Annotated in this window: 20 protein-coding genes; 11 read left to right on the forward strand and 9 right to left on the reverse strand. The window is 68.3% G+C overall.

Translation table 11 applies throughout. The annotated features are described in order from the left end of the window. Positions 1-36 precede the first annotated feature (36 nt). Together BM228_RS20335 and BM228_RS20340 are read left to right on the forward strand one after the other, a co-directional pair. Positions 37-1,026 (forward strand): sterol desaturase family protein, encoded by a 990-nt coding sequence (locus tag BM228_RS20335; protein WP_092043470.1) that lies wholly within the window; start codon positions 37-39, stop codon positions 1,024-1,026. A gap of 2 nt (positions 1,027-1,028) precedes the next feature. Beyond that, on the forward strand, positions 1,029-2,204 hold the full coding sequence (locus BM228_RS20340) for a GNAT family N-acetyltransferase (protein WP_244537234.1): 1,176 nt from the start codon (positions 1,029-1,031) through the stop codon (positions 2,202-2,204). Between the two features lie 83 nt (positions 2,205-2,287). Here BM228_RS20340 and BM228_RS33935 read toward each other — a convergent pair whose 3' ends face one another. The 3 genes from BM228_RS33935 to BM228_RS20350 all read right to left on the reverse strand — a co-directional run bounded on the left by BM228_RS33935 (position 2,288) and on the right by BM228_RS20350 (position 6,328). Continuing rightward, positions 2,288-3,196, reverse strand: a complete 909-nt coding sequence (locus BM228_RS33935; RefSeq protein WP_167367781.1) for a glycosyltransferase family protein — start codon at positions 3,194-3,196, stop codon at positions 2,288-2,290. A gap of 502 nt (positions 3,197-3,698) precedes the next feature. Further along, the gene (locus BM228_RS20345) at positions 3,699-5,021 is read right to left on the reverse strand and encodes an MATE family efflux transporter (protein WP_244537235.1); all 1,323 of its coding nucleotides are present in this window, start codon (positions 5,019-5,021) and stop codon (positions 3,699-3,701) included. Between the two features lie 119 nt (positions 5,022-5,140). Next, entirely contained in the window at positions 5,141-6,328 is a 1,188-nt protein-coding gene (locus tag BM228_RS20350) for an aminotransferase class V-fold PLP-dependent enzyme (protein WP_244537236.1), read from the reverse strand. Between the two features lie 130 nt (positions 6,329-6,458). Between BM228_RS20350 and BM228_RS20355 the strand changes: the two genes are divergently transcribed. From BM228_RS20355 to BM228_RS20370, 4 genes are all read left to right on the forward strand, one after another. Beyond that, a complete protein-coding gene (locus BM228_RS20355) occupies positions 6,459-7,697 on the forward strand; it encodes a molybdopterin molybdotransferase MoeA (protein WP_092043473.1) in 1,239 nt (412 codons plus the stop codon). Between the two features lie 82 nt (positions 7,698-7,779). Next, complete coding sequence (locus tag BM228_RS20360) at positions 7,780-8,007, forward strand: antitoxin (protein ID WP_092043498.1); 228 nt, start codon at positions 7,780-7,782, stop codon at positions 8,005-8,007. Beyond that, entirely contained in the window at positions 8,004-8,444 is a 441-nt protein-coding gene (locus tag BM228_RS20365; protein ID WP_092043475.1) for a type II toxin-antitoxin system VapC family toxin, read from the forward strand. Before BM228_RS20360 ends, BM228_RS20365 begins: the two co-directional genes overlap by 4 nt. Before the next feature lie 126 nt (positions 8,445-8,570). Next, the gene (locus BM228_RS20370) at positions 8,571-9,446 is read left to right on the forward strand and encodes a 4-(cytidine 5'-diphospho)-2-C-methyl-D-erythritol kinase (protein WP_092043476.1); all 876 of its coding nucleotides are present in this window, start codon (positions 8,571-8,573) and stop codon (positions 9,444-9,446) included. Between the two features lie 19 nt (positions 9,447-9,465). Here the strand turns inward: BM228_RS20370 and BM228_RS20375 are convergent, their stop codons facing one another. Beyond that, complete coding sequence (locus tag BM228_RS20375) at positions 9,466-11,280, reverse strand: chloride channel protein (RefSeq protein ID WP_092043500.1); 1,815 nt, start codon at positions 11,278-11,280, stop codon at positions 9,466-9,468. Between the two features lie 154 nt (positions 11,281-11,434). Between BM228_RS20375 and BM228_RS20380 the strand changes: the two genes are divergently transcribed. Then, positions 11,435-11,863 (forward strand): MarR family winged helix-turn-helix transcriptional regulator, encoded by a 429-nt coding sequence (locus BM228_RS20380; protein ID WP_092043478.1) that lies wholly within the window; start codon positions 11,435-11,437, stop codon positions 11,861-11,863. Positions 11,864-11,906: 43 nt separating this feature from the next. Next, positions 11,907-12,782: a protein-L-isoaspartate O-methyltransferase family protein gene (locus BM228_RS20385; RefSeq protein ID WP_092043480.1), complete on the forward strand. Its 876-nt coding sequence runs from the start codon at positions 11,907-11,909 to the stop codon at positions 12,780-12,782. 12 nt (positions 12,783-12,794) lie between these two features. Here the strand turns inward: BM228_RS20385 and BM228_RS20390 are convergent, their stop codons facing one another. After that, on the reverse strand, positions 12,795-13,409 hold the full coding sequence (locus BM228_RS20390) for a glutathione S-transferase family protein (protein ID WP_092043481.1): 615 nt from the start codon (positions 13,407-13,409) through the stop codon (positions 12,795-12,797). A 103-nt stretch (positions 13,410-13,512) separates the two neighbouring features. Between BM228_RS20390 and ftrA the strand changes: the two genes are divergently transcribed. Next, a complete protein-coding gene (ftrA, locus tag BM228_RS20395; protein ID WP_092043483.1) occupies positions 13,513-14,499 on the forward strand; it encodes a transcriptional regulator FtrA in 987 nt (328 codons plus the stop codon). A 9-nt stretch (positions 14,500-14,508) separates the two neighbouring features. Here the strand turns inward: ftrA and BM228_RS20400 are convergent, their stop codons facing one another. Beyond that, on the reverse strand, positions 14,509-15,522 hold the full coding sequence (locus BM228_RS20400; RefSeq protein WP_092043484.1) for a polyprenyl synthetase family protein: 1,014 nt from the start codon (positions 15,520-15,522) through the stop codon (positions 14,509-14,511). 167 nt (positions 15,523-15,689) lie between these two features. Between BM228_RS20400 and BM228_RS20405 the strand changes: the two genes are divergently transcribed. Continuing rightward, positions 15,690-15,914, forward strand: coding sequence for a putative signal transducing protein (locus tag BM228_RS20405; protein WP_091863063.1), 225 nt, complete (start codon positions 15,690-15,692; stop codon positions 15,912-15,914). After that, on the forward strand, positions 15,911-16,660 hold the full coding sequence (locus BM228_RS20410; RefSeq protein ID WP_092043486.1) for a tRNA1(Val) (adenine(37)-N6)-methyltransferase: 750 nt from the start codon (positions 15,911-15,913) through the stop codon (positions 16,658-16,660). The genes BM228_RS20405 and BM228_RS20410 overlap by 4 nt, the downstream gene beginning before the upstream one ends. On the opposite strand, the gene BM228_RS20415 is transcribed toward BM228_RS20410, so the two are convergent. From BM228_RS20415 to BM228_RS20425, 3 genes are all read right to left on the reverse strand, one after another. Next, positions 16,661-16,972 (reverse strand): hypothetical protein, encoded by a 312-nt coding sequence (locus tag BM228_RS20415; protein ID WP_092043488.1) that lies wholly within the window; start codon positions 16,970-16,972, stop codon positions 16,661-16,663. 35 nt (positions 16,973-17,007) lie between these two features. After that, positions 17,008-17,694, reverse strand: coding sequence for a trna delta -isopentenylpyrophosphate transferase (locus BM228_RS20420; protein ID WP_092043489.1), 687 nt, complete (start codon positions 17,692-17,694; stop codon positions 17,008-17,010). A 438-nt stretch (positions 17,695-18,132) separates the two neighbouring features. After that, positions 18,133-18,417, reverse strand: a 285-nt coding sequence (locus BM228_RS20425; protein WP_139234137.1) for a transposase, incomplete at its 5' end; no start/stop codon positions are given.

Here is an 18,417-nt window from a genome sequence, read left to right on the forward strand (position 1 = left end):
GCATGCGGGCCGGACCGGCGGAGGGAACGCCTCGTCATGGATGTCGTCGAGTTCATCACGCGGATCATCGACAAGGTCTCGGCTGAGAACCTCGTGGCCGCCGGCCTCCTGTTCGCGACCGCGTTCGGCTGCGCCCTGATCGCGTACCTGCGCACCGCAGAGCGCTACTCGTTCGCCGAGTTCTTCGAGTTCGCGCTGCCGCACGAGGTGATGACCCATCCCTCCGCCCGGGCCGACCTGCTCTTCTACATCACCCGCAAGGCGATCATGCCGTTCCTGCTGATCCCGGCCGGGGTCACCTTCGTGGTGGCGGTGGGCTACGCGACCAACCGGGTGCTCGGCACGATCTTCGGCATCGACCAGCCGGTCTTCGGCGAGCCCGGTCCGGTGACCGTGGTGCTGTTCACCCTGACCATGCTGCTGGCCTACGACCTGTCCTACTACCTCTACCACACGGCCCAGCACCGCTACCCGTTCCTGTGGGAACTCCATAAGGTCCATCATTCCGCCGAGGTGATGGTCGGCATCACAAAGGACCGGGTCCACCCCCTCGATGAGCTGATGAACCGCGCCTGGGACGGGGTGATCCCGGGTATCTGTTTCGGAATCTGGAGCCTCGTCGCCCTGAACCCGGTCGAGCTGACGGTGTTCGGGATCAACGTCTACATCATGCGCAACATCCTGATGATGGACTTCGTGCGCCACACCCATTTCAAGATCTCGTTCGGGCGGCTCAACGCGATCATCCTCTGCCCGCACTGGCACCAGCTCCACCACTCGACGGCGCCGCAGCACTACGACAAGAATTTCGGGCTGCTGTTCTCGTTCTGGGACCGCCTGTTCGGGACGCTGCACGTCCCGCATCCGAACGAGGACTTCACCTTCGGCCTCGTCGATCGGGATGTGGCCGATTATCAATCCCTCTCGGGGCTCTACATCCTGCCCCTCAAGAAGATGGGCCGGCGGATCGCCCGGCAGGTTCGGCGCCTGCGCGGCATCCCGGCTCAGCCTCGCTCTGGCGCCTGACCATGTCCCCTGAACGCTTCGAGATCGTCCGCACCGCCGAGCGGCTGGCCGCCATCGGACCGGACTGGACCGCCCTTTGGGCCCGCAGCGGTGCCCTGGTGTTCCAGAGCCATGCCTGGGTCTCGGCTTGGTGGGCCAGCGCCCCCGACCGCGAGCGCCGGGCGCTGGCGGTCGTGCTCGCCTGGCGCGGCGACACGCTGGTCGGCGTGCTGCCGCTGGCCACCGTGCGCCGCAAAGGATTCCGCGTGCTCGAATGGGCCGCGAAGGACTGCTCCGATTTCGGCGACGCCCTGCTGGCGGACCGGGCCAATGCGGGCCTCCTCCGGCGGATGTGGCAGCACGCCAGCCGGGCCGGCGGCTTCGACCTCGCCTATCTCAACCGCCTGCTGCCCGACGCTGCCGCGCGGGCGCTGCTCACCCCCATCTCAGGCAGCACCCGGCTGCGCCTCAACCACCGGGACGAGGCGAACTGGCGGGTGCGCGGCCCCTGGCCGACCGGGCAGGCCTGGTTCGACGCGCAATCGAAGAAGACCCGCCAAAACTACCGGCGCGGCCAGAAATCCATGGGCGAGCACGGCCCGCTGACCTTCCGGCTGCTCGGCCCCGAGGAGCCGCTCGGGCCCATTCTGAATCAGCTCACGCAGTTCAAGCGGGCCTGGCTCGCGACCCACAACCTGCCGTCCACGGCCTTCTACGACGAGGGCTCGCAGGCCCTGCCCGCGATGGTCCGCGTGCTGCAGGAGACGGGGCTGCTGCACGCCTTCGTGCTCGAATGCGGCGGCGCCCTCGTCGCAGTCTCGATCAACTTCGTCCAGGCCGGCACGATGATGGCCTTCGTCACCACCTACGATCCGGCCTTCGAGCGCGGCTCGCCCGGCATGGTGCTGATGATGGACTACATCATGTGGTCGATCGACCGTGGGTTGCACACGGTCGATTTTCTCTGCGGCGACGAGGGCTTCAAGGGCCGCTTCGGCACCGAGAGCTTGAAACTCGCTTCGATGATGGGGGGGCGTACTCCGCAGGGCTCGGCGGCGCATCTGGTAGATTCGACGCGACAGGCACTGCAGCAATACATCAGGAAACCAACTAACGTAGGAACATCGGCGCCGGAGCCTTCGGCGCAACAACTCAACACATGGCTAACAACCAAGGATTCATGTTGTACATTTTTATAAAAAATTACCGACGTGCAGTAAAAATTTATTGTCCGCAAATATTAAAAACACAAATATAGTCTATTATTGTCTGGCCAGTCTATTTATCCCACGAGTCTGTCTGGCGCATCTGTATCGATTTTTAGAATATACTGTAGAGGATTATGCTCGGCACGAACACCGTAAAAGTTCAGTACGTCTCCTACAATCTTATCTTCGTAAATTTCGCCATCGAGACAGCCAGGATACTTTAAATAGTGCGTAGCTAGCTTTGACAAAGCGGCTTTCGAGAGAAAATACAATGGCCCATTGGCATATGGCGCAATAAAAGGTTTGCCATAAATTGCGGGCATAGGCGAAGCGCATTTTCCAAAGTGCCAGGCACGATCGAAATGCGGGTAACCCATAATATTTCCCATATAATCTACGAATTTGAAGGCGGTTCGTACTTCCTCAAGATCAAGAGCCGTTTCATTGCATACGCTTATGTCGTCATCAATTTTTATAACGCCGATCTTTGCGCCGAGGGCATTAAGTAGCGTATAGGCTTCAAACATCTTATAAGGCAATCCCTCATAGTCATCGTTGACAGGAAGTTGCAAAATCTGATCTTGAAAATTTTCAGTTCGACAATCATTTCCGCCGATAATTATGATCGGCTCTATATCGAAATAATGAGGTTTTAGCGACTTAGCTACATCTTTTGCTTTATGCAAATATTTTTTACAAGATATAATTATTGGAATTGGTAGCCCATTGACATTGCAGCGCTCTAAGCAATCCAACAGCCGCGGCATCTCTGACCGAATTCGATGTCGCGTCAAATCCTCATAGTTTCCGATCATGTGAGAGATGTTTGGCAAGTAAGGATTTGACTTAATGCTCATACGCATAATGACTTGCAACATTTGGCCGGAATAACCATTCGTGCCATGCTTCTGAAAAAGTTCTCCCGCATGCGCGTAAATTTCCTGCCCTGATGGCCGCCGTCCCAAACGCCTCATCAGACTCATAATCATTTCGGTTTCAACTTTATTAATATAAATCATAGTCCTAAAAATTCCCCTATCAACAAAGCAGAAGCCTTAGCTGATATCTTCGACTATGGTCCCTCGACACCCGACACATACGGGTGCCGAAATTTACAAGTCGATTAGTAGAAAGCTACATACATATAAAACGGCGTCAATCAACCAAAAAAGCAGCCCAAGTCTCCTCCGATGCGTACTTGTTTTCACATGCGATTATTGCAAGATCAATATCGCGAAACGCAATTAGAACTCTATTGCAGCGATGATTATGGAGATCGAGACAAATCGAGATAATACAATTGCGGCAATCAAACGCCTGCGGCAGGGGTGCGTTGGGAATATTTCTCGAAAACCTCGACAGCCTATGCAAAAACCATCTATTTGATCTTGAAAAAATGAGCTGCTCACATAAAGATCTTGCATTTCTCAAGATTTTTGGCTTGCAAGATCAGTGGTTCGGCTTTCAGAAACACGTCGGAAACAATTAAGCTGAACTGTCAGCATCATCGACCCGCCTGCCCCGCGATAACACCCGAAACGCCGCCACCGACCACACGAGCGTCGCGATCTCGGATGCCAGAAGCCCGAGCAGCGCACTGGCCGGCGGCAGCAGAAGGAGGAGCGGCACCATGAGGGCGAAGCCCAGGGCGGCGCTCGCCACCGCCCCGGCGGTGATCGTCCGGAAGGCCGCGGAGGCTTCGAGATAGGCGCGCGGGATCGCATAGAGCAGCGAGGTCGTCACGACGGCCCAGACGCCCAGCCCGATCCAGCCCATGGCCTCGCCGGCGAAGCGCCCCTTGAACAGCACCTGCTCGATCAGCGGCAGGGTCGCGGCCATCACCAGGCCGTAGACGACGCAGGCGCAGCCGATCAGCAGGACGTGGCGCACCACGAGTTTCCGGGCCGCCTGGACCTGCCCAGCGGCGAGCAGGCCGCTGATCTCCGGCAGGACCATGTTCATCAGCGCGCTCGTGGGGATGCGCAGCGGCGCATAGAGCACCAACGTCGCGGCGATCGGCGCGTAGGCGGCCGGCCCGGCCAGGAGGGCGAACAGGAGCGTCAGGCCCTGGCCCTGTACGGTCAGGCTGGTGACGCCCGCGAGCGACCAGGCCAGGGTCCGCCAGATCGCCCGATAGCGCGCCCGCGCCCGGGGATGGAGCGCGATCCGCAGGCGCTGGCGCAGCGCCCCGTAGGCCACCGCGATGGCGATCGCATGCGCCAGGGCGATGGCCAGGAACGCCCGGTCGAGCAGAGCCGTGCCCTCGCCGCTCAGCCCGCGCCAGACGAACATGCCACCGCAGAGCGCGTAGACGAGGTCGCTCAGGCCCGCGATCCGCGGCCGTCCGCGGGCGAGCAGCACGATCCGCAGGTAGCTGCGAAAGCCGTAGAGGCCCACGAAGGCCCCGGCGGCCAGGGCGCCGAGGCCGATCACCGGCACGAGCGCCACGCTGGTGACGAGCGCCATCAGCACGGAGACCAGGGCCGCGCCCGAGCCGAACATCACATCGTAGCCGAGAGCCGCCGGTCGGCCGAGGCTCCGAGCGAGGTGGAGCGTCGCCGGCACCGCCACCAGAGCGCGGATATAGGTGATGCCGACCGCGCCGACCGTGAACACGATCGCGAACAGACCATAATCGTGCGCCCCGAGCTCACGCACCAGCAGGATATTCAGCGCGAAGTGGAACAGGCTCTGGATCAGCTCGCCGGACAGGATCACCGCGAAGCGTCCGGACAGACCGGCGCGAACCGTTGCGGCCAAACGCGAGCCGCGGGCCGGCATGGGAAGGGTCTCACCGGAACGCGGCATGAATCTCGGCAACATGATGTGGGTGGCCGCGTCCCCGGGACGACGGCCGCGCTTCGGATCGGTGATCTAGGAGCGGTGCGCGCCGCGCCATCCGCATTCGCCCGGCGGACAGACGGAAACTATCGATCGTGTGCTTCCGTTCGATATCCGCCCGCGTCACTGAGCACGCGTTCGAGTGCGGCGAGACAGCGCGCGATATCGTCCTCGTCGGCCCAGACATGGGGGCTCAGGCGCAGTGCGCCCGACCGTTCGCTCGCGAATACGTTTGCCGCCTGCAAGCGATCCACTAGGCGCTTGGGCAGACCACCGGGCGCGCGCGCCCCGAAGATGTGGCCGGCGCACAGATGGCGCGGCGTCACCGCAAGGCCCAGCGCCGCGACGCCCTCGGCCAGCCGGTCGGTGAGCCCGCGCAGCCGCGCCGCGATGGACGAGACGCCCAGTTCGGCGATCAGCTCCAGGCCGGTCGCGGCCATCGACAAAGACACGGGATCGTTCAGCTCGCCCCGATCGTAGCGCCGGGCCCCGATCACCGGTTCGCGGTTCCCGGTATGCACCTCGAGCGGTATTCCCACCTGCCGCTGGGGCGCGGCGTACAGGAACGCGACGCCGTAGGGGCCGAGCGCCCATTTGTAAGTCGGGAAGGCGAGGAAATCGGGCCGCCAGCAGGCCACGTCCACCGGCATCGCGCCGACGGCCTGCGTCGCGTCGATCACCAGAGCGGCGCCGGCTTCGTGTACCGCCGGGGCGAGCCGGTCGAGATCGATCAGGCCGCCATCGGTCCAGTGCAGGGGCGTCAGAGTCGCGATGGCGAGGGGCGGCGCGCCGGGGCGCCGGATCGCCTCCAGCAGGGCGGTGGTCCAGTCGCCGTCCGCCGGCCGGGCGACCTCCTCGACGGCGAGATCGTGGGCGGTCGCCAACCGGTCGAAGGCGTAACGCAGGGACGGGAACTCGTCCTCCACTCGCAGCAGGCGCCCGCCCGGCGCGGGGGCGAGGTTGCGCGCCGCGATCGCCATGGCTTGGCTGACGGAGCCCACGATCGCGACGTCGTCGGCGCCGGCCCCGATTAGCCCGGCCGCGGCCGCGCGGGTGCGCTCGGCGAGCGCCGGGATCGCTGTTCGGGGATAGATCCAGGGCTGGCTCTTCATCAGGATGCCGACCTCGCCGGCCGCCCGGACCGCACGGGGCAGCGGCGACCAGGCGGCGGCGTCCAGGTAGCTGACATCCGCCGGCACCTCGAACAGGTGGCGTTGACAGGGAATCGCTTCGACATGCGGCATGATGGGGCGAGCGTAGAGGATCACCCGCATCGCCGCCACGGTCCGGGCTTGATCGCTCAGCCGCGATGCCGCAAGCCGGCAGGCCACAGCCCCGCGAGGCACCCGTGCCGACCCGCTCCATGTCCAAGACCGTCCTGTCCAAGACTGCCATCGCGTCACGATGGGACGCCTGAGCCGCGACTGCTTCGACGTGGCGCCCGCGCCGATGCGGGTCGCCGACGCGGTGGCGCTGCTGCGTGCGCGGCTGCCGGTCCTGTCCGGGATCGAATCGGTCCCGATCGAGCGCGCCGACGGCCGCGTCCTGGCGGAGGACCTGATCGCCCCGATCGACCTGCCGCCCTTTGATAACGCGGCGGTCGACGGCTACGCCGTGCGGGCCGGCGATCTCGCACCCACGGGTGAGACCTGCCTGCCGCTCGGCGGTCGCGTCCCGGCCGGTCACGCGGCCGCCGATCCCGGGCCGGGCTTCGCGGTGCGGATCTTCACCGGCGCGCCGATGTCGCCGGGGACCGACACGGTGGCGATGCAGGAGGATGTCCGGATCGATGGCGAGACCGTCATCCTGCCGGCCGGCCTCGCCCTGGGCTCCAATCGCCGCCGGGCCGGGGAGGACGTGGCGCGCGGCAGCCGCGCGATCCCGGCTGGCACCCCCCTGGGACCGCGCCACCTTGCGCTCGCCGCTGCGCTCGGCCTGCCCGCATTGCGCCTGCGCGTGCCCCTCAGGGTGGCCTTGTTTTCCACCGGCGACGAGCTGACCCCGCCCGGCCAGCCCCTGCCGCCCGCCGGCATCCACGACGCCAACCGGCCGATGCTGGCCGCCCTGCTGCGGCGCCTCGGGGCCGAACCCGTCGATCTCGGCATCCTGCGGGACGCGCCCGGCCCGCTGAAGGAACGCCTTGAGGCCGCCGCCGCCGCGCACGACCTGATCCTGACCTCCGGAGGGGTCTCGGTGGGCGAGGAGGATCACGTCCGCAACGCCGTAGAGGCCTCAGGCGCGCTGACCTTCTGGCGCTTGGCGATCAAGCCCGGCCGGCCGGTGGCCCTGGGCCAGGTGGCGGGAACCCCCTTCGCCGGCCTGCCGGGCAACCCGGCCGCCGCCTACGTGACCGCCCTGGCGGTGCTCCGCCCCCTCGTCCTGCACCTCTCGGGCGCGCGTGACGACACGCCGACGCTGACGGTGCGCAGCGGCTTCGCCCGGGAGAAGCGTCCCGGCCGCCGGGAATACCTGCGTGTCTGCCTGCGCATCGGCGCCGACGGCCTGCCCGAGGCGGTGCCGGCCCCCGGGGGTGCCCTGTCGGGCCTGTCGGCCAGCGACGGGTTGGCGGAACTGGCCGAGGATCTGCGCGCGGTTCGGGTAGGCGATGCTCTGCCCTACCAGTCGCATGGGGATCTGGGGTGATCTCGACGGCGGAGGAGGCAGGAACGCCATCGACAGCTTGCCGATTTTGTATATACTCTCGCGTATATACATGGGGGCTCAGATGACGAGGACGCGGGTCTTTCAGTCCGGCAACAGCCAAGCGGTGCGATTGCCGGCGGGCTTTCGTCTTCGGGGACCAGAGATCGAGATCCTTCGAAGAGGCGATGAAATCGTGCTGCGCGAGATTCAGCAGCACGATCTGTCTGCCGCCTTCGCGCTTCTCACGGAGCTTCCGATCGATGAGCTCGTGCGTGAGGACGGACCGCCGCAGGATCGCGAAGGCCTATGAAGCCGCGCTACATGCTCGATACCAACATCTGCATCTACATTCGCCGCGCGCGGCCACCACAGGTGCTCGAACGGTTCCGCGGTCTTCTGCCGGGAGACGTGGTCATGTCCCCCATCACCCATGGCGAACTGCTGTTCGGACTGGAAAAAATCCGCGGTACGTCCGGCTTCGATGCTGCGTTACAAGCCTTTGCCAGGCTGGTGGAGATGATCCCGGTGATCGCCTTGGACGAGGCTGCCACGGCGCATTATGCAGCGTTTCGCGCCAAGCTGCAGAAGGCCGGCTCGATCATCGGCAACAACGATCTTTGGATCGCTGCGCATGCAAAAGCGCTCGCTGTCACTCTTGTCACCAACAACACGCGGGAGTTCGATCGGCTCAAGCCTGCGCTCGCGATCGAGAACTGGGTGGACGATGCGACCCGATCCGCCACGTAATGGCGCTCCGATGACCATGCCTTAACGACCGCCTCAGAGGCGGCCGTCACCAGATATCTGGCAGGACACCGCGCCCGTGAATCTGTAGAGCGTCAGGCCCGATCACGCCGACCCGTTCGAGACACCGTGCCCCTGCTCGCCGACCGCGCCCCCGCCAAAGTCAATCTGACGCTCCACGTCCTCGGGCGGCGCGCCGGTGACGGCTACCATGAGCTGGAGAGCTTGGTCGCCTTCGCGGGCACGGCCGACCGGCTGACCCTGGACCCCGACGCACCGCTCGGCCTCACCGTCAGCGGCCCGACCGCCGGTCCGGCCGGCCCGACGCAGGACAACCTCGTCCTGCGCGCGGCCCGCGGGCTGGCGGCGCGGGTGCCGTCCCTGCGGATGGGCGGCTTCCATCTGGTCAAGCGCCTGCCGGTCGCCGCCGGGATCGGCGGGGGCTCGTCGGACGCCGCCGCGGCCCTGCGGCTGCTCGCGTGCCTCAACGGCCTGCCCCTCGATCACCCGGCCCTGATCGCCGCCGCCCGCGAGACCGGGGCCGACGTGCCGGTCTGCCTCGATCCGCGGGCGCGGATGATGCGCGGCGCCGGTGAGGAGATCGGCCCGGTGCTCGGCCTCGCGCCGCTGCCGGCGGTACTGATCAATCCCGGCGTGCCGGTGCCGACCGCCCCGGTGTTCAAGGCGTTGGGCCTGACGGTCGGACAGCGGCTCGACGGCGCGGCCCACCCCACCATCGCCGAGCGGCTTGGCGCCGACGCCCTCGTGGCGGCGCTCGGCCCGGCCCGGAACGACCTGGAGGCGCCGGCCCTCACGGTCGCGCCGGTGATCGGCGAAGCCCTAGCGGCTCTGCGGAAGCAGGCCGGTTGCCGCCTGGCGCGGATGTCGGGCTCGGGGGCGACGGTCTTCGCCCTGTTCACCGATCGGCGCGCGGCGGTGCGCGCCGCCGCGGCCCTGCGGGGCGCCCATCCGGGCTGGTGGGTGGCGCCGACTTTCCTACGCTGATCTTAAGGGACAGCTCCCGTCAGCCCCCGATCGCACCCGTCCGCGCCCGGCCCCGGCGGAAGTAGGCCCGACGCTCGGCCTCGGCGCGGACCGTCGTGGCGCGCACCTGCAGCAGATCCTTGCGGGTGAGGAGCCCGACCAGCACGCCGCTCTCCGGATCGGTGACGGGCAGGCGCCCCTGTCCGGCCGAGAGCATCACGTCGAGGGCGTGTGAGACCACATCGCCCGGATGCACGACTGCGAGGCCGGCATCCGAGACGCGCTCGGCAAGTATGCCGACAGCCCTGTCGTCCTCCTCGATCTCCACCGTCCAGCGGAGCGCATCGTTGCGCGTGACCAGCCCCACCGGCCGGCGGGCGCCGTCAAGCACCGGATAGGCGTGGTGGTCGCCCGAGGTGATCGCGGCGAGGGCTTCGGCGAGCGGCAGGTCTCCGCTGAGGGTCGCGACATCGCGGGTCATCACCGCCTCGACCCGGGCGAGGTCATAAGGGTCGATGCCGTATTCCCGGGTCACGTGCTGGCCGCGACGGGCGATCTTTTCCGTCAGGATCGAGCGCTTGAGCAGCAACACGGTCACCGCGTAGGCCGCCATGGTGGCGGCGAGCAGCGGCGCCAGGGCGGCGACGTCGCCGGTTACCTCGACGGCGAACACCACCCCGGTCAGCGGCGCCGGCAGGGTCCCGCCGAGCATCGCCGCCATGCCGAGCAGCGCCCAGAAGCCGTGAGCCCCCGGCAAAACGAGGCCGATCAGCCAACCGATCGCGCCACCGAGGATCAGCAGAGGCGCCAGCACGCCCCCGGAGGTGCCCGAGGACAGGGCCGCGAGCCAGATCACCGCCTTGACCACGAGGATCGTCAGCACGGCCCCCGCCAGCAGATGCCCGCCGAGGAGATCGCGGATCACGTCGTAGCCGACGCCGAGCGCCCGGGGTTCCACGAGGCCACCGAGGCCGACCACGAGGGCGCCCAGGGCCGGCCACCACATCCAGTGGATCGGCAGCCGGCCGAACCCGTCTTCCAACGCGTAGAGGGCGCGGGTGAGCACGCCCGAGATCAGCCCACAGGTGACGCCGAGCAAGGCGCAGGCGGGTAGGCCCCACCACGGCAAAGCCGGGTTGTCGGTGAAGGGAAAGAGCGGTCCGGCTTCGAACAGGGCCGGGCGCCAGCACGCCGCCGTCACCGCCCCAACCGCCACCGGCACGAGGCTGCGCGGCCGCCACTCGAACAGCAGCACTTCGACGGCGAGTAGCACGGCCGCCACCGGCGTCCCGAAGATCGCTGTCATGCCGGCGGCGGCGCCCGCCACCAGCAGCGTCTTCCGCTCGGCCGCGCTCAGATGGAAGAACTGCGCGAACAGCGAACCCACCGCACCGCCGGTGACGATGATCGGCCCCTCGGCGCCGAACGGTCCGCCGGTGCCGATCGCCACCGCCGAGGAGAGCGGCTTGAGCACGGCCACCTTCGGCGACATCCGGCTGCCGCCGATCAAGATCGCCTCCATGGCCTCGGGAATGCCGTGGCCGCGGATTTTCTCGGACCCATAGCGGGCCATGGCGCCGACGATCAGGGCGCCGAGCACCGGGATCGCGATCATCCAGGGTCCTGGCGCGGCGCCGGCCAGGGAGGTCAGGGCGGTATCGAAACGGCCGTACCAGACGGCGTTGGTGACGAGGCCGATCAGCGCCAGCAGGATCCAGGCGGTGCCGGAGGCGGCCGTACCGGTGATCACCGCCAGCCCGGCCAGCATCAGCACCCGCCGGTCCGCGCTGAAATCGCCGAGCGCCCGCCGCAACGGCGTCTCGCCGCCGCGCCCGATCTCTGGTTCGCCGTCCATGAAGTCCGCCCTCCGCTCCATATCATTTATATCGTGATACGATATATTCAACGACGCAACGACAGGAGCGCCTGGTGCGGCAGCGTCGGCCCGACCCTATGAATCACCGTGGGAGGCGGTCACGAAGCCCGGGATCCGTAACAGGGAGGCCAGCATGAGTGCCGACGAGCCTGAGGCCGAACCGCTCTCACCGGAGCAATACGCGGCGCTGGCCGAGTTCCGGTATCGGCTGCGGCGCTTCCTGGCTTTCAGCGAGGTGGCCGCGGCCCGGGCGGGTATCCCACCGCAGCAGCACCAGGCGCTCCTGGCCCTGGCTGGCCATGCCGGCCGCGCCCCGCCGACGGTGGGCCTGCTCGCTGAGCAACTCCTGATCGCGCCGCACAGCGCCGCCGAGCTGGTCGCCCGGATGGTGGAGGCCGGCCTGCTGACCAAGGTCCGGTCCACGGAGGATCGCCGGCGCAGCGAACTCGCACTCACGCCCAGGGCCGAAGCGCTGCTGCGGACCCTGACCGCCGCCCATCTGGAAGAATTGCGCGGCCTCGCGCCGGCTCTGGCGGGTGCCCTCACGCCTGCGGCGTCTTGACGCGGATTGGTACTGCTGATTTGTTTGTCTCGGGGGTCACGGTATGGCGGATCAAGACGATTCGGACGCGCGCAGCGCCAAGCTTAGGAGCTTCTACGCATCCCTCGTGGCGACCCCCAACGCGGCCGACCCGTGCATCGAGGCGGCCTTCGTGGCGGTGCCGCGGGAGCCCTTCGCCGGCCCCGGTCCCTGGTCGATCCTGGCCTCTCATGTCTGGCGGTCGCAGGACCGCGGGCCTCTCTACGTGACCACCCCGGACGACGATACGGCCTTCCTCTATCAGGATGTGCTCATCGCCATCGACGCCGCCCGCGGCATCAATATCGGCCAGCCGAGCCTGCACGCCCTCTGCCTCGACGCGCTGGCGCCGCAGCCCGGCGAGACGGTGATCCAGGTCGGCACCGGCAGCGGGTACTATACGGCGCTGCTCGCCCACCTGGTTGGGCCGGACGGCCAGGTTCACGGCCGCGAGATCGATCCCGGCCTCGCCGAGCGGACGGCACACAACCTCGTGCCCTGGCCCTGGGCGCGCGTCGAGGCGCGCTCCGGCGCGGCGGAGGGGCTGCCGACGGCAGACGCGATCTACGTCAATGCCGGCGCGCCGCGCCCGGCCCGGGCCTGGCTCGACGCCCTGCGGCCGGAGGGACGGCTGCTGTTCCCGCTCCAGCCGGAGAAGGGCCGGGGCGGCATGCTGCTGATCCGCCGGGGCGCGGGTGCCAGCGCATGGCCGGCCCGGTTCGTCTCACCGTCGATCTTCATCCCCCTCCAGGGCCTGGCCGAGGACGGAAGCGGCGGCTTGGCCAAGGCCTTCGCGCAGGGGCAGCTCGCAGCGGTGCGCGCGATCCGCTTCGACGGACCGCCCGATGCGAGCTGCTGGTACGATGGCGGCGATTGGTGGCTCTCCACGAAGGAGCCCTGAGGCCGCCCGCAGCTACCGGAACGGACAGGCCTGGAAGGCCGGCAGCGCTTCGGCTCGGGCGCAGAGGGCGGCGAGGTTCGGATGCTCGGCCTCCGAGACCGCATCACCCTGGATACTCCGCGTGAACCGGCAGACCACGGCGGCGGTGATGTCCGGCTGGAGCGGCGCCGGCCCGAACAGCCACGGCTCCTGCCCCCCGACCTCCCGTTCCAGCTCCGCATAGGCGGTCGACAGCTGGCCGTGGATCCGATCGAGCCAGGGCGCGTACTGCTTCTCCTCGGGCCGCAAGTTGCGCTCATAGGCGAGCTGCACGGTCTTGTCCGCGGCCGCCAGGGCGAGGCCAAGGATGCGGCAGGCCCGGGCATGCGCGTCGGGCGCCGTGGGCATCAGTCGCGCGCGCTCGGGATGCAGCTCGGCCAGATGCGCCAGGATCAGCGTCGAATCCATCAGCACGATCCCGGCCTCGGTGATCAGGGTCGGCGCCTTGATCACCGGGTTGGTGGCGCGGAACGCCTCGATGTCGCGCAGGATCGACAGGGGCTCGTGCGTGAACGGGATGCCGGCCATCCGCATGGTGATCGCGACGCGGCGGACATAGGGCGAATCGAGCATACCGATCAGGCGCATGGCGCATCCTTGCGTGGGCCGCATCCCTCTGTGCGGGCTGGCGGAATGTCTCCCGCAAGCGTGGCCGTTGCCAGTGGCACGATCGGCCATTACCGACGCGATCATGCCAAAATCGCCCCAGCCCACCGTCGTCATCCTGGCCTATGACGGCCTCTGCACCTTCGAGTACGGCTGCGCGGTCGAGATCTTTGCCCTGCCCCGGCCGGAATTCGGGGCACGCTGGTACCGCTGCGCCATCGCTGCGGCTGAACCGGGACCGTTGCGCGGCACCGGCGGGGTGGTGGTGCGGGCCGATGGCGGCCTCGAATTGCTCGACACGGCGGGGACGATCGTCATCCCGGGCTGGCGCGGCCCTACGGGCGCGATCCCGCCCGCCTTGCTCGACGCGCTGAGACGGGCGCATCTCCGGGGCACCCGCCTCGTCTCGATCTGCGCCGGCGCCTTCGTGCTGGCCGAGGCCGGGCTTCTGGCGGGCCGCAGGGCGACGACCCATTGGCATTTCACCGACCGGCTCGCGGCCTACCCGGGTGTGCGGGTCGCGGCCGACGTGCTGTATGTCGACGAAGGCTCGATCCTGACATCGGCCGGGAGCGCGGCCGGGCTCGACCTGTGCCTCCACGTGGTGCGGACGGATTTCGGCGCGCGGGTCGCCAACCGGGTGGCCCGGCGCATGGTGGTCCACGCCCACCGGGACGGCGGCCAGGCGCAGTTCGTGCAGCGGCCGGTGCCGAAGCGGGCCGGCGCCAAGCTCGGGCTCCTGTTCGATCGCGTGCGCGAAAACCTCGGCGCGGCCTGGACGGTGGAGCGCATGGCGAGTGAGGCCGGGCTCAGCCTGCGGAGCCTGCACCGGCATGTCCGGGCCGCCACCGGCCTGGCCCCCGGAACGTGGCTCATCGCCGAGCGGGTAACGGAGGCGCGGGCGATGCTCGAAGAGACCACCCGCCCGGTGGACGAGATCGCCCGGCTGGTGGGATTCGGCGCGGCGCCGACCCTGCGGAGCCATTTCCGCAGCCTCGTCGGCGTGACGCCCACGGCCTACCGGCGCAGCTTCACGACGCGGGCCGCCGGGCCTCTGCGGGCGGCCGCCTGACGGACCGGTTCAGCGCGCCCGGGCGACGCAGAAGTCCACGGCGCCGTTGAGCGCGGTCTTCACCGGGCCATCCGGGAAGATGTCGAGGGCGGCGCGGGCTTGGGCGCCGTAATGGTGGGCGCGGGCCACCGTCTCCTCCAGGGCGCCGTGGCGCTGGAGCAGGTCGAGGGCGGTGCCGAGATCGTCCTCGCCGATCTCGCCCTGCTGCAGGGTCCGCCGCCAGAAGCCGCGCTCGCCCTCGCTCGCCCGCCGGTACGCCAGGACGATCGGCAGGGTGATCTTGCCCTCACGGAAATCGTCGCCGACATTCTTGCCGAGCTCGGCCGAGGTGCCGCCGTAATCGAGCACGTCGTCGATCAGCTGGAAGGCGATGCCGAGATTCATTCCGTAGGCGCGGGCGGCTGCGTGCTCGGCCTCGGGCCGGCCGGCCAGCACCGGGCCGACCTCGCAGGCGGCGGCGAACAGCTCGGCGGTCTTGCCGCGGATCACCGCGAGATAGGCGGCCTCGTCGGTCTCCAGGTTCTTGGCGTTGGTGAGCTGCATCACCTCGCCCTCGGCGATCACCGTGGCGGCGGCGGACAGGATGTCGAGCGCCCGCAGGGAGCCGACCTCGACCATCATCCGGAAGGCTTGGCCGAGCAAAAAGTCGCCCACCAGCACCGAGGCCTCGTTGCCCCACTTGATCCGGGCGGCGACGCGGCCGCGGCGCATGTCGCTCTCGTCGACCACATCGTCGTGCAGCAGGGTCGCGGTGTGCATGAACTCGACGCTGGCGGCGAGCTTCACGTCGCCCTCACCGGCGTAGCCGCAGAGCTTGGCGCAGGCGAGGGTCAGGATCGGGCGCAGGCGCTTGCCGCCGGACGCGATCAGGTGGTTGGCCACCTCCGGGATCATCGCCACGTCGGAGCCGGTGCGCGACAGGATCGTGGTGTTGACCCGCGCCATGCCGTCCGCCACCAGCGCGACGAGGTCGTTGAGCCCCGCCTCGGCCTCGGGCTTCGGATTCTCGATGGAGAGGGCCATACCCAAGATCCGCGACCTCCAGTCCGGTTCCCCCGCTCGGGGCGGCGATCCCTTCGCACGCGCCTCGCGGCGCCGCAACATCGGCGCGGGTGAGATATGGTGCGAACAGAACGCGCAGAGCACGCGACGAATGCGCCGGTGACCCGTGAACTCTTCGAAGAAACCCGATGATCGTCCTGATTTCTGCGAATGATCCGGTGCTGATCGGCTTCGCCCGCTCGGTGCTCGAGGCGGCCGAGATCCCGGTCCTGGTGGCTGACACCCATATGAGCGTGATGGAGGGCTCGATCGGGGCGTTCGGTCAGCGCCTGATGGTGCCGGGGGATTGGGCGCCCCAGGCCCGCCGGTTGCTGAAGGATGCCGGGCTCGCCCACGAGTTGCGCGACCCGTGAGCCCGGAACCGGACGCGTTTCTGGGCGGGATCCTGCGCCTGCACCAGCCGCCCCGGGGGGCGCACCGGGCCGGCACTGACGCCGTGCTGCTCGCCCGGCTGTTGGCGCCGGCGCCGGGGGATCGGCTCTGCGATGTCGGCGCCGGCACCGGCGCAGTGGGCCTCGCTTGTGCAGCGCTCCACCCCGGCACCCGCCCGACCCTGGTGGAGCGCGATCCGGAACTGGCGGCGCTGGCCCGCGCCAACGCCGCGCTGAACGGCATCGACGCTTCGGTGATCGAGGCCGACGTGCTGGCCTCTGGGGCCGAGCGCCGCGCCGCCGGGCTGGAGCCCGACAGCTTCGACCTCGTCCTGACCAATCCGCCGTTCTTCACCGCGGGCCGCCACCGCCCCTCGCCGCATGCCGGCAAGGCGACGGCGCACACGTTTCCCGAGGATGGACTGGATCTCTGGATCCGCGCCTGCACGGCGATCCTGCGGCCGGGAGGCCGGCTCGGGCTGATCCACCGGGCCGACGCCCTGCCGGCCTGCCTCGACGCCCTCAAGGGCCGCTACGGCGGGATCGCGGTCCGTCCGGTCCAGGCCAGGGCCGAGGCTCCGGCGATCCGGGTGCTGATCGCCGCGACAAGGGGCAGCCGAGCGGCACTGAGCCTATTGCCCCCCCTGGTGTTGCACGGCCCAGACCCGAAAATCTTCACCCCGGAGGCGGAGGCGCTCCACCGGGGCGCCCCCTGGCCGTCAGCCTGATCAGGCTGCGAGTGCGGTCGGCGCCACGTCGTGAATCCCCAAGAACCGCTCGACCGCGGGCAGGTCCGAAAACCCCAGAAATTCCGGACGCAGGGGCTCGGGCAGCCCGTCGAAATTGAGCCCCGGGAAGGTGTCGGGATGCGGGTAGAGCTGCCACTCGGCCCCCGGCTCCACGGGCGGGAACAGGATCGCGACCTTCTCGTCGCCCAGCCGCACGATCCGGGTCGGGCTGTACGACAGGGTCTCGATGCTCCAGTTCCGGTGCTGGTCCCGGCGGGCCTTCAGGGTACGGCGGCTCGTCGCGCGATGCATGGCGGTCTCCTGCGGTTGGGGGATGGTGTGGGGGTTCAGGCGGCGCTGCGTCGGCCGGTGCGCTTCGGCCAGCCGAGCGCCACGAGGCGCGCCTTGGCGTAGTCGCGGACCTCGTCCCGGGTGCCGGGCGGCATCGCCGCCAGGATCGCCTGGGTGGCGCCGTCGAGCATCAGGTCGGTGACCGCATTGATGGTCTCGGCCTCGTCGATCCGGCGCTTGAGGTCGCCCTCGGCCTCGGTGACCTCGTCGAAGGGCTGGGCCTCCTCGAAATCCTCGTCCACCGCCCGGACGGTGGGCAGATGCGCGCGGAACTCGTCGGCCTCCTCCTCGGAATAGACCAGGCCGTGCAGCTCGATCAGCTTGAGGATGACGCGGTCCTTCCCGCGCTTCTCGGCCATGGCGTAAACGTAGGCCGCCTGCTTCCCCGAGACGCGATAGTTCACGTTGACCAAAGCCTCGCCCATCGACCACTCGATCCGGTCGGCGGCCGGCTTGGCGCCCGCCTTCGCCCCGGGCAGGCGCCCGGTGACCAGCAGCACGGCCTCGTCGCGCTCGGCCCGGATGATGGCCGGCGGGTCGAACACGATCCCGGCCTGCGCGGCGATGCGCTCCAGGGTCTTGTGGTAGATCACGGCCGTGCCCTGCACGCGCCAGACGTTGCCCCCGAAGGGCTCCCCGTAGCGCACCAGGATGTCGGCGATCTGCTTGTCGGCGGTTCGCATGCGGGGCTCGTTCCGGTGAGAGGCAGCTGCGTCATCCACAGCTTTCTACGGCGACTCTCTTTGTTCCTGTTTTGTTTCTCCGTATATGCGGGATCGCAGGGGCATGCGCAAGGGTCGGGGCGGGCTGCCCGCATCGATTGGAGGGGGCTGCGTCAGTGCGCGCGGGGGCGTCGCGGGCGCTCGGAACGGGTCCGGTCGTCGGTCGATTTTGGGGATCGGTTCGAGGCGGGGGGGGCGGTGATGGCGCGGTCGTTCGGATTTTGCGATGCGGCTCAGGACGGCGACTGGCCCGATCGCACCTCTCTCCAACCCAACTCCCTCATCCTGAGGCGCGAGCGCAGCGAGCCTCGAAGGAGCCCTCCAGGGATCGCGCGACCGGCTGGGGGGCTCCTTCGAGGCTTGCGCTGCGCGCAAGCACCTCAGCGACTGTGTTGGGCGTCAAGCGGTTTGCCATGGTTTCTGATCCCGGATCATGGCGTTGAGGATGGTGAGGAGCTTTCGGGCGACGGCGACGACGGCGACGATCTTGGGCTTGCCGGCAGCGACCAGCCGGTCGCGGAACAGCTTGAGCACCGGGTTGTGCCGGCAGGCAGTCAGTGCCGCCAGGAACAGCGCCGTGCGCACGCTCTTGCGCCCGCCGGCCACCATGGCGCGGCCCTTCCACTTGCCGGACTCGCGCACGAACGGGGCGAGGCCGGCCAGCGCGGCGATCTGCCGGGCCGT

Origin of the sequence: Methylobacterium pseudosasicola (assembly GCF_900114535.1) — a bacterium.
In the GTDB taxonomy this organism is placed as follows: domain Bacteria; phylum Pseudomonadota; class Alphaproteobacteria; order Rhizobiales; family Beijerinckiaceae; genus Methylobacterium; species Methylobacterium pseudosasicola.

Coding starts and splice junctions, on each gene's coding strand:
- BM228_RS20415 (WP_092043488.1), bottom strand. CDS start 16,972: ATGCATCGCGCGACGAGCCGCCGTACCCTGAAGGCCCGCCGGGACCAG.
- BM228_RS20380 (WP_092043478.1), top strand. CDS start 11,435: ATGAGTGCCGACGAGCCTGAGGCCGAACCGCTCTCACCGGAGCAATAC.
- BM228_RS20420 (WP_092043489.1), bottom strand. CDS start 17,694: ATGCGAACCGCCGACAAGCAGATCGCCGACATCCTGGTGCGCTACGGG.
- BM228_RS20345 (WP_244537235.1), bottom strand. CDS start 5,021: ATGCCGCGTTCCGGTGAGACCCTTCCCATGCCGGCCCGCGGCTCGCGT.
- BM228_RS20385 (WP_092043480.1), top strand. CDS start 11,907: ATGGCGGATCAAGACGATTCGGACGCGCGCAGCGCCAAGCTTAGGAGC.
- BM228_RS20340 (WP_244537234.1), top strand. CDS start 1,029: ATGTCCCCTGAACGCTTCGAGATCGTCCGCACCGCCGAGCGGCTGGCC.
- BM228_RS20365 (WP_092043475.1), top strand. CDS start 8,004: ATGAAGCCGCGCTACATGCTCGATACCAACATCTGCATCTACATTCGC.
- BM228_RS20400 (WP_092043484.1), bottom strand. CDS start 15,522: ATGGCCCTCTCCATCGAGAATCCGAAGCCCGAGGCCGAGGCGGGGCTC.
- BM228_RS20335 (WP_092043470.1), top strand. CDS start 37: ATGGATGTCGTCGAGTTCATCACGCGGATCATCGACAAGGTCTCGGCT.
- BM228_RS20350 (WP_244537236.1), bottom strand. CDS start 6,328: ATGCGGGTGATCCTCTACGCTCGCCCCATCATGCCGCATGTCGAAGCG.
- BM228_RS20355 (WP_092043473.1), top strand. CDS start 6,459: ATGGGACGCCTGAGCCGCGACTGCTTCGACGTGGCGCCCGCGCCGATG.
- BM228_RS20405 (WP_091863063.1), top strand. CDS start 15,690: ATGATCGTCCTGATTTCTGCGAATGATCCGGTGCTGATCGGCTTCGCC.
- ftrA (WP_092043483.1), top strand. CDS start 13,513: ATGCCAAAATCGCCCCAGCCCACCGTCGTCATCCTGGCCTATGACGGC.
- BM228_RS20360 (WP_092043498.1), top strand. CDS start 7,780: ATGACGAGGACGCGGGTCTTTCAGTCCGGCAACAGCCAAGCGGTGCGA.
- BM228_RS20375 (WP_092043500.1), bottom strand. CDS start 11,280: ATGGACGGCGAACCAGAGATCGGGCGCGGCGGCGAGACGCCGTTGCGG.
- BM228_RS33935 (WP_167367781.1), bottom strand. CDS start 3,196: ATGAGTCTGATGAGGCGTTTGGGACGGCGGCCATCAGGGCAGGAAATT.
- BM228_RS20390 (WP_092043481.1), bottom strand. CDS start 13,409: ATGCGCCTGATCGGTATGCTCGATTCGCCCTATGTCCGCCGCGTCGCG.